Below are 9,174 nucleotides of genomic sequence, written 5' to 3' on the forward strand. Positions count from 1 at the left end.
GACGTCCTAGAGCTTAGCAGGAAGGTGGGCCCCAAAGGAAAACAGCGCCCCCGGAGGCTCCGGAGATCCTCCCGGGAGCAGGAAAGCCCAAGATGACGGCGCCAAAATTCCGCCGGACAGCGGGCCCCCGGTAGGCTGGAACTGTGACCCCAGAACAGCTCTCCCTCGCCATATCCGCCTGCCTGAAGGACTCCGTTGCCGCCGGTGAAATTGCCCTGGCCGCCGCCGACATTCCCGAGGCGGTGCGGGTGGAGCGACCCAAGAACAGGGACCACGGGGACTGGGCCACGAACATCGCGCTCCAGCTGGCCAAGCCGGCCGGAACCAACCCGCGCCAGCTCGCCAGCCTGCTGAGCGAACGACTCGCCTCGATCGAGGGTGTCTCCGCCGTCGACATCGCCGGACCGGGATTCCTGAACATCACCGTCGACGCCGCCGCCGCGGGCGCCCTCGCCAAGGCGATCGTCGAGGCCGGTCCCGCGTACGGCACCAACACGGCGCTCGCGGGCCGCACGGTCAACATGGAGTTCGTCTCGGCCAACCCCACCGGTCCGCTGCACATCGGCCACACCCGCTGGGCCGCCCTGGGCGACTCGATCGCCCGCGTGCTCCGTGCCTCCGGCGCCGACGTCACGGCGGAGTACTACATCAACGACGCCGGCTCACAGATGGACGTCTTCGCCCACTCGGTGCTCTCCCGGCTGCACGGCCGCGGCGTTCCGGAAGGCGGCTACCCGGGCGAATACATCGCTGACCTGGGCCACGAGGTGCTGACCCAGCACCCGGACATCCGCGAGCTTACCGACGTCGCCGCGCTGCCGGTGATCCGTGGCGCGGCCTACAAAGCGCAACTGAAGGACATCCAGCAGACGCTCGCGGAGTTCGGCGTCGAGTTCGACGTCTTCTTCTCCGAGCAGGAACTGCACGACGCCGGCGCCATCGCCGACGCCGTCGCCCGGCTCCGCGAGCAGGGCCATGTCTACGACGACGGCGGAGCGGTCTGGCTGCGCACCACCGACTTCGGCGATGACAAGGACCGCGTGATGATCCGCGCGAACGGCGAGCCGACGTACTTTGCCGCCGACGCCGCGTACTACCTGTCCAAGAAGGACCGCGGCTTCACCGAGAAGATCTACCTGCTCGGGGCCGACCACCACGGCTACATCAACCGGCTCAAGGCGATCGCGGCCGCGGCCGGCGACGATCCCGAGGTCAACATCGAGGTGCTCATCGGCCAGCTCGTCTCGGTCAACGGCGCCAAGCTGTCCAAGCGGGCGGGCAACATCATCGAGCTCAAGGACCTGATTTCCTGGCTGGGCAAGGACGCCGTCCGCTACTCGCTGGCGCGCTTCCCCGCTGACTCGCCGCTCACCCTGGACCCGGAGCTGCTCAAAAAGCACAGCAACGAAAACCCGGTCTTCTACGTCCAGTACGCGCACGCCCGCTCCCGCGGCGCCGCCCGTAACGCGGTGGCCGCCGGCGTCGAGCGCCGGGTGGACGGACAGGACGCGTTCGACGCCGCCCTGCTTGACCACGCGACCGAAAACGAGCTGCTCTCGCACCTGGGCAGCTACCCCTCGATCGTGGCCAAGGCTGCCGAGCTGCGCGAACCTCACCGCGTCGCACGCCACCTCGAAGTCATCGCTGGCGCCTACCACCGCTGGTACGACGCCTGCCGGGTCGCGCCGCTGGGCGAGGAAGCCATTACGGATCTGAACCGCACCCGGCTGTGGCTCAACGATGCCACCAGCCAGGTGCTTGCCAACGGACTGGAACTGCTGGGCGTTTCGGCGCCGGAACGGATGTGACCGCCATGACCGCGAACCCGAACAACAGCCCTGCAGCCTCGCCGCTGGCCCCCGACTGGCTCGCCGTACCAGAGGACCTCAACGCCCTGCATGAGCCGATGTGGGCCGCCGGCGTGGCGCGCAACGAGGGTGGCGAACTCGCCATTGACGGCATCCCCGTCAGCGAATTGCAGCGGCAGTTCGGCACGCCGCTGTTCGTCATGAGCGAGACCGACTTCCGGGCCCGCGCGCGGGCGTTCCAGGACGCGTTCAACGAGGCTTTCGCGGACATCTGCGGGGGAGTGGACGTCTACTACGCCGGCAAGTCGTTCCTGTGCACCGCCGTCGTCCGCTGGGTCGAGGAGGAAGGGCTCCGGCTGGACACCGCTTCCGGCGGGGAACTCGCCGTCGCCGCCCGGGCCGGCATCCCCGGCGCCGCCGTCGCGCTGCACGGGAACAACAAGTCCGACGCCGAGATCCACCGCGCCCTGGATATGAAGCTGGGCCGGATCGTCGTCGACAGCCTCGCCGAGCTGGAGCGCGTGGCGGCGATCGCTGCCAACCGTGGCGAAACGGCGAAGGTCATGCTGCGGCTGACGCCGGGGGTGCACGCGCACACCCACGAATTCATCGCCACCGCGCATGAGGACCAGAAATTCGGGCTTTCGATGGCCAGCGACTCCACCGAGCAGGCCGGGTTGTCCGCCGCCGAGGAGGCCGTGGCCGCCGCCGCCGGGCACGAGAGCATCGAGCTGCTGGGCCTGCACTGCCACATCGGCTCCCAGATCTTCGAACCGGACGGCTTCGCGCTGGCCGCGGAGAAACTCCTCGACTTCCTGGCCGCGATGCAGGCCAAGTACTCCATCGTGCTGCCCGAGCTGGACCTGGGCGGCGGCTACGGCATCGCCTACACCCCGGTGGACACTCCGCGGCCGCCGGCCGAAATCGCGCAGGCGATGGCGGCCGTGGTCCGCGCCAAGGTGGCCGAGCTCGGCATCACCGCCCCGCGGATCTCGATCGAGCCGGGCCGCGCGATCGTCGGGACCAGCACCTTCACGCTCTACGAGGTGGGCACCTTGAAGACCGTCCGGGTGGACGCGCCGGAAAACGGCGCCGAAAACGTTACGTACCCCCGCCGCTATGTGTCGGTGGACGGCGGCATGAGCGACAACGCGCGCCCGGTGCTCTACGACGCGGATTATTCTGCGGTTCTGGCCTCCCGCAGTTCCGACGCGGCGCCGCAGCTGTCCCGAGTGGTGGGCAAACATTGCGAGAGCGGCGACATAGTTGTTAGAGATGTATATCTGCCCGAGGACGTGGCAGCCGGTGATCTGCTCGCTGTACCGGGGACCGGCGCCTACTGCTGGGCCCTGTCAAGCAACTACAACTATCTGGCCCGGCCGGGCGTTGTCGCGGTACGCGATGGATCAGTCCGGCTGATTGTCCGCGGCGAAACCGAACAAGATCTGCTGAACCGCGACATGGGAGTCTGAATGACGGAATTGCGAACCCTGAAAGTGGCCCTGCTGGGCTGTGGCAACGTCGGGGCCCAGGTTGCGCGGATTCTCATTGACGACGCCGACGCGCTGGCGTCCCGCACCGGCGCCCGTCTCGAACTGAGCGGCATCGCCGTGCGCAACCCCGAGACCCGGCGGGACGTCGAGCTGCCGCGCGAGCTGTTCACCACCGACGCCGAGGCCCTGGTCAAGGACGCCGACCTGGTCATCGAGCTGATGGGCGGGATCGAACCGGCACGGAGCCTGATCCTCACCGCGATCCGGCACGGCGCGTCCGTCGTGACCGGCAACAAGGCCTTGCTCGCCCAGGACGGTCCGACGCTCTACGAGGAGGCGGACAAGGCCGGCGTGCAGCTCTCCTACGAGGCCGCCGTCGCCGGGGCCATCCCGATCCTGCGCCCGATCCGGGACAGCCTCTCCGGGGACCGGATCACCCGGGTGCTGGGGATCGTCAACGGCACCACCAACTTCATCCTTGACCAGATGGACACCACGGGCGCGCAGTTCGCCGACGCCCTTGCCGAGGCACAGCGGCTGGGCTACGCCGAGGCCGACCCCACCGCCGACGTCGAAGGCCTCGACGCCGCCGCGAAGGCCGCCATCCTCGCTTCCCTGTCCTTCCACACGCGGTTCGCGCTTGAGGACGTCTACTGCGAGGGCATCAGCTCCGTGACGGCCGCGGACATCGCGGCGGCGAAAGACGCCGGCTTCGTGATCAAGCTGCTCGCGATCGCCGAGAAGCTGAGTGATTCCGAAGGCAAAGACGGCGTCTCCGTCCGCGTCCACCCCACACTGCTGCCCCGTGAACACCCGCTGGCAGCGGTGCACGGTGCGTTCAACGCCGTATTCATCGAGGCCGAAAACGCCGGCGAGCTGATGTTCTACGGCCAGGGCGCCGGGGGCACCCCGACGGCGTCGGCCGTGCTGGGGGACCTGGTTTCGGCGGCCCGCCGGATCGTCCTGGGCGGTCCGGGACGCACCGAAACCACCACCGGGCACGTCCCGGCGTTGCCCATCGACGCGGCCATCACGAGCTACTACATCGGCCTCGACGTCGCGGACCAGCCCGGCGTCCTGGCCCGGATCGCGCAGCTGTTCGCCGAGCACGGCGTGTCCATCGAAATCATGCGGCAGACCATCCACCGCGATTCGGCCTCCAAGTCGGAGTCCGCTGAGCTGCGGATCGTCACGCACCGCGCGAGCGAAGCCGCGCTGGCCGCAACCGTCGAGGCCGTCAAGGGCCTGGACGTCATCAATTCCGTCACATCCGTACTGCGGGTAGAAGGGGTCTAAGTGGCTCACCAATGGCGCGGGGTCATCCGCGAATACGCTGAACGCCTGCCGGTCACCGAGGCCACCAGGGTCATCACCCTGGGCGAGGGCGGCACCCCGCTCGTGCACGCGCAGAAGCTCTCCGAGCTGACCGGCTGCACCGTCTACCTCAAGGTCGAGGGCATGAACCCGACCGGATCGTTCAAGGACCGCGGCATGACCATGGCCATGACCGCGGCTGTCGCCTCCGGCGCGAAGGCCGTGGTGTGCGCTTCCACCGGCAACACCTCCGCCTCGGCCGCGGCCTACGCGACCTCGGCCGGGCTGCAGTGCGCCGTGCTGGTGCCCGAGGGCAAGATTTCGATGGGCAAGCTCAGCCAGGCGATCGCGCACGGCGCCACCCTGCTGCAGGTGGACGGCAATTTCGACGACTGCCTGGACATCGCCCGCAAGCTGGGGGAGTCCTACCCGGTATTCCTGGTCAACTCGGTCAACCCGGCCCGGATCGAGGGCCAGAAGACCGGCGCGTTCGAGGTCGTCGACGCGCTCGGCGACGCCCCGGACATCCACGTGCTCCCGGTTGGCAACGCCGGCAACATCAGCGCCTACTGGAAGGGCTACAACGAGTACGCGGCGCCCTATGAGTCAGCCACCGCTGGCACCCTCGAAGCCGTCGCCACAAGGACGCCGGTGATGTGGGGCTTCCAGGCCGCCGGCGCCGCGCCGTTCGTCGCCGGCCACCCCATCACGGAACCGGACACCATCGCCACCGCCATCCGCATCGGCAACCCGGCTTCCTGGGACACCGCCGTCGCCGCGCGGGATGAATCCGGCGGCGTGATCGAGGCCGTCACCGACGAGGAAATCCTCTCCGCGCACCGCTGGCTCTCCGCCCGCGAAGGCGTGTTCGTCGAACCCGGCTCCGCCGCCGGAGTCGCGGGCCTGATCAAGAAGCACGCGGCGGGCGAGGTTCCCACCGGGAAGACGATCGTCATCACCGTCACCGGCCACGGCCTCAAGGACCCGCAGTGGGCCCTCCGGACCGAGGACGGCAGCGATGTGCAGCCGGTCAAGGTCGCCAACGACGTCGTCACGGTGGCCGCAGAACTGGGACTGGAAGAAAAATAACCTTGGAAACCACCCTCACCGTCCCAGCCGAATCTCCCGCCGACATCCCGGCGGTTCCGGCCGGGCAAGTCGTCACCGTCCGGGTTCCGGCCACCAGCGCCAACCTCGGCCCCGGCTACGACAGCCTGGGCCTGGCCCTCTCGCTGCACGACACGCTGACGGTGGAAACCCTTGAGAGCGGCGAACTCGAGTTCGAGCTCAGCGGCGAGGGTGCGGACACGCTGCCCCGCGATGCGAGCCACCTCGTGGCCAGGGCCCTGACCGAGGCGCTGCACGTGCTGGGCTTCCGGCACGAGGGGCTGCGGATTACCGCGGACAACGTCAACCCGCACGGCCGCGGCCTCGGATCCTCGGCCGCTGCGGTGGTGGCGGCCGCCACCGCCGCAAACGCCCTCGTCCCGGCCGCGTCCCGCCGCGGCAAGGATTGGATCCTGCAGTTCACGTCCCGGCTGGAGGGCCACCCGGACAACGTCGCACCCGCCATTTTCGGCGGACTGGCGCTGTCCTGGCAGGACAGTGACCAGTACAGCAGCACCTGCGCGAGCGTCGACGCCGGGATCATCCCCGTGGTCGCCGTTCCGGACTTCGAACTCTCCACCGAGGCCGCGCGGGCGCTGCTTCCGGCCTCCGTTGGCCACCACGCCGCGGCCATGAACTCGGGCCGCGCCGCCCTGTTGATCCACGCGCTGACGCAGAAGCCTGAATTCCTGCTGCCGGGCACCGAAGACTACCTGCACCAGAGTTACCGGGCGCAGGCAATGCGGCCAAGCGCTGAGCTGATCGCAGGGCTGCGGCGCGCCGGCCACGCCGCCGTCGTCTCCGGTGCTGGCCCCACCGTGCTGGTCCTGGCCGCCGGGGAAAAGGAAGCGGCCGCCGTCGTCGAGTTCATCGGGGCTTTCACCGCCGACAACACGCCGGAGGTCGCTTGGCGTGTGATGAAACTGGCTGTAGACACCGAGGGTGCTAAAGTGGAAGTGCACCGGCGGTAATCACGCAAGCTTTTTCCAAAGACCGCGATGTTGGCCAAGTTGCCCTCTCTCATCTTTCACTGCGCAATATTTTCCGGTGCCACCTGCTTTCGGTCTGACGCAGGACGCTGCAGAATTCCTCTGTACCCCTAAAGTGTCAGCCGGCCGTTCCGCGATATCGGGGCGTGTCTTGGTGTAGCAGTAACCGGCCCTGCTGGCCGAAATCGAACCGGCAAGGCCGAAATCCCGGCTGCAGATCTGAACTGCAGCCCAGATCAAATCACCGCGTCCAGCTCCTAGCCTGGACGCCGTCGAGGGGGAAGGATCCTTCGTGACCGAAACCACTGAGCTGTCTTCAGCTGTGGAAACATCATCTTCCGCTGCCGCACCGGCAGCACCCGCCAAGAGCAGCGGCCTCGCCGGCCTCAAGCTCGCCCAGCTCCAGGCACTCGCCAGCCAGCTGGGGATCTCCGGCGGCTCCCGGATGCGCAAGGGTGACCTGGTGACCGCCATTTCCGCCCACCGTGCCGGTACCCCGGTCAGCAAGGCACCCGAACGCGCTGCTGAAAAGGCGAGCGACAACGGCACTGTTGCCCACGCTTCGGCTCCGGCCGCTGCTCCCGCCGCAGGCTCCGAGGCTCCGGCCCAGGAGAACCCGCGGGCCCGCACCCGGGGCCGCAGCCGCCGCGCCGGCAGCGACGGCGTCGTCAGCACCCCTGCCGCTGAGGCTCCGGCCGCCGCGGTGGAGGCACAGTCCGCCCCCGCCGAAGCCGCACCGGCCGAGCAGGCCACCGAAGGCAACGACCGCACCCGCCAGCCGCGGACCCGCAACCGGCGCCGCGGCGAGGCAGCAGCGCAGGGCGAAACGCAGCCGTCAGCAGCTGTCGAAGCCCCGGCCGAGCAGGCCTCCGGCGAGCAGCGCCAGGACCGCCAGTCCGAACAGGGCAGCGAGGACGGCCAGCGCCGCGAGAACACCCGAGGCCGCGGCAACCGTGAGGACAACCGGGACAACACGTCCGGCAACCGCGACAACAACCGCGACAACAACCGCGATAACAACCGCGATAACGACGATTCCGACGGCGGCAGCCGTCGCAACCGCCGCAACCGTCGCGACCGCAACGATCGCAACGACCGCTCCGGCGGCCAGGACCGCGACAACTCGCGCAACGACCGTTTCCGTGACCGTAACGAACGCCGCCGCGGCCGTTCCCAGGGACCCGACGTCGACGACGTCGAGGTCACCGAGGACGACGTCCTGCTGCCGGTCGCCGGCATCCTGGACGTGTTGGAGAACTACGCGTTCATCCGCACCTCCGGCTACCTGCCGGGCCCGAACGACGTTTACGTTTCGCTCGCCCAGGTCAAGAAGTACAACCTGCGCAAGGGCGACGCCGTCGTCGGCGCCATCCGCGCCCCGCGTGAAGGCGAAGACCGCAGCAACCAGCAGTCCGCCCGCCAGAAGTTCAACGCCCTGGTCCGCGTGACCTCGGTCAACGGCAAGACTCCGGAGGAGCTCAAGGACCGCGTCGAGTTCGCGAAGCTCGTCCCGCTGTACCCCTCCGAGCGCCTGCGCCTCGAGACGGACCCCAAGAAGATCGGCCCCCGCGTCATCGACCTGGTCGCCCCGATCGGCAAGGGCCAGCGTGGCCTGATCGTCTCGCCGCCGAAGGCCGGCAAGACGCTCATCCTGCAGTCCATCGCCAACGCCATCACCACCAACAATCCTGAGGTCCACCTCATGATGGTGCTCGTTGACGAACGCCCCGAAGAAGTCACGGACATGCAGCGCACCGTCAAGGGCGAGGTCATTGCCTCCACCTTCGACCGTCCCGCCGATGACCACACCACCGTGGCCGAACTCTCCATCGAGCGTGCCAAGCGCCTCGTGGAAATGGGCATGGACGTTGTGGTCCTGCTGGACTCGATGACCCGCCTGGGCCGTGCCTACAACCTGGCAGCACCGGCGTCCGGCCGCATCCTGTCCGGTGGCGTCGACTCCGCAGCGCTGTACCCGCCGAAGCGCTTCTTCGGTGCAGCCCGCAACATCGAAAACGGCGGCTCGCTCACCATCCTGGCAACCGCTCTCGTCGAGACCGGCTCCAAGATGGACGAGGTCATCTTCGAAGAGTTCAAGGGCACCGGCAACATGGAACTGCGCCTGTCCCGCCAGCTCGCGGACAAGCGCATCTTCCCGGCCGTGGACGTCAACGCGTCCGGTACCCGCCGCGAAGAGAACCTGCTCTCGCCCGAGGAAGTCAAGATCATGTGGAAGCTGCGCCGCGTCCTCTCCGGACTCGAAACGCAGCAGAGCCTTGAGCTGCTGACCAACAAGATCCGGGAGACGCAGAGCAACGTCGAGTTCCTCATGCAGGTGCAGAAGACGACGCTTGGTGCGAAGTCCGATAACGACAAGTAGCTAAGCAGGGGGTGGGGCCGTCGCATATTTTTGCCGGCCCCGCCCCTTCGCGTTGTTGCTGACGTACTGCGTACGTCAGCAAC

6 protein-coding genes are annotated in these 9,174 nt (G+C 68.3%); all 6 read left to right on the top strand.

What is annotated here, in order from left to right; translation table 11 throughout:
* Nucleotides 1-143 precede the first annotated feature (143 nt).
* Complete coding sequence (argS, locus tag AC1DNC_RS14390; RefSeq protein ID WP_476863199.1) at nucleotides 144-1,808, top strand: arginine--tRNA ligase; 1,665 nt, start codon at nucleotides 144-146, stop codon at nucleotides 1,806-1,808.
* A gap of 5 nt (nucleotides 1,809-1,813) precedes the next feature.
* On the top strand, nucleotides 1,814-3,280 hold the full coding sequence (lysA, locus tag AC1DNC_RS14395) for a diaminopimelate decarboxylase (RefSeq protein WP_476863200.1): 1,467 nt from the start codon (nucleotides 1,814-1,816) through the stop codon (nucleotides 3,278-3,280).
* Nucleotides 3,281-4,597, top strand: a complete 1,317-nt coding sequence (locus AC1DNC_RS14400; RefSeq protein ID WP_476863201.1) for a homoserine dehydrogenase — start codon at nucleotides 3,281-3,283, stop codon at nucleotides 4,595-4,597.
* Nucleotides 4,598-5,704 carry a threonine synthase gene (gene thrC, locus AC1DNC_RS14405; RefSeq protein WP_476863202.1) on the top strand — a complete coding sequence of 369 codons (1,107 nt, stop codon included), beginning with the start codon at nucleotides 4,598-4,600 and terminating at the stop codon, nucleotides 5,702-5,704.
* A 2-nt stretch (nucleotides 5,705-5,706) separates the two neighbouring features.
* Nucleotides 5,707-6,693 carry a homoserine kinase gene (gene thrB, locus AC1DNC_RS14410; protein WP_476863203.1) on the top strand — a complete coding sequence of 329 codons (987 nt, stop codon included), beginning with the start codon at nucleotides 5,707-5,709 and terminating at the stop codon, nucleotides 6,691-6,693.
* A 310-nt stretch (nucleotides 6,694-7,003) separates the two neighbouring features.
* The gene (gene rho, locus AC1DNC_RS14415; RefSeq protein ID WP_476863204.1) at nucleotides 7,004-9,091 is read left to right on the top strand and encodes a transcription termination factor Rho; all 2,088 of its coding nucleotides are present in this window, start codon (nucleotides 7,004-7,006) and stop codon (nucleotides 9,089-9,091) included.
* Nucleotides 9,092-9,174 lie beyond the last annotated feature (83 nt).

The sequence above is a fragment of the Arthrobacter sp. 01N442 genome (genome assembly GCF_056399345.1).

What these genes read in the sequence shown, in the direction of transcription:
- lysA (WP_476863200.1), top strand. Translation starts at nt 1,814, where the DNA reads ATGACCGCGAACCCGAACAACAGCCCTGCAGCCTCGCCGCTGGCCCCC.
- AC1DNC_RS14400 (WP_476863201.1), top strand. Translation starts at nt 3,281, where the DNA reads ATGACGGAATTGCGAACCCTGAAAGTGGCCCTGCTGGGCTGTGGCAAC.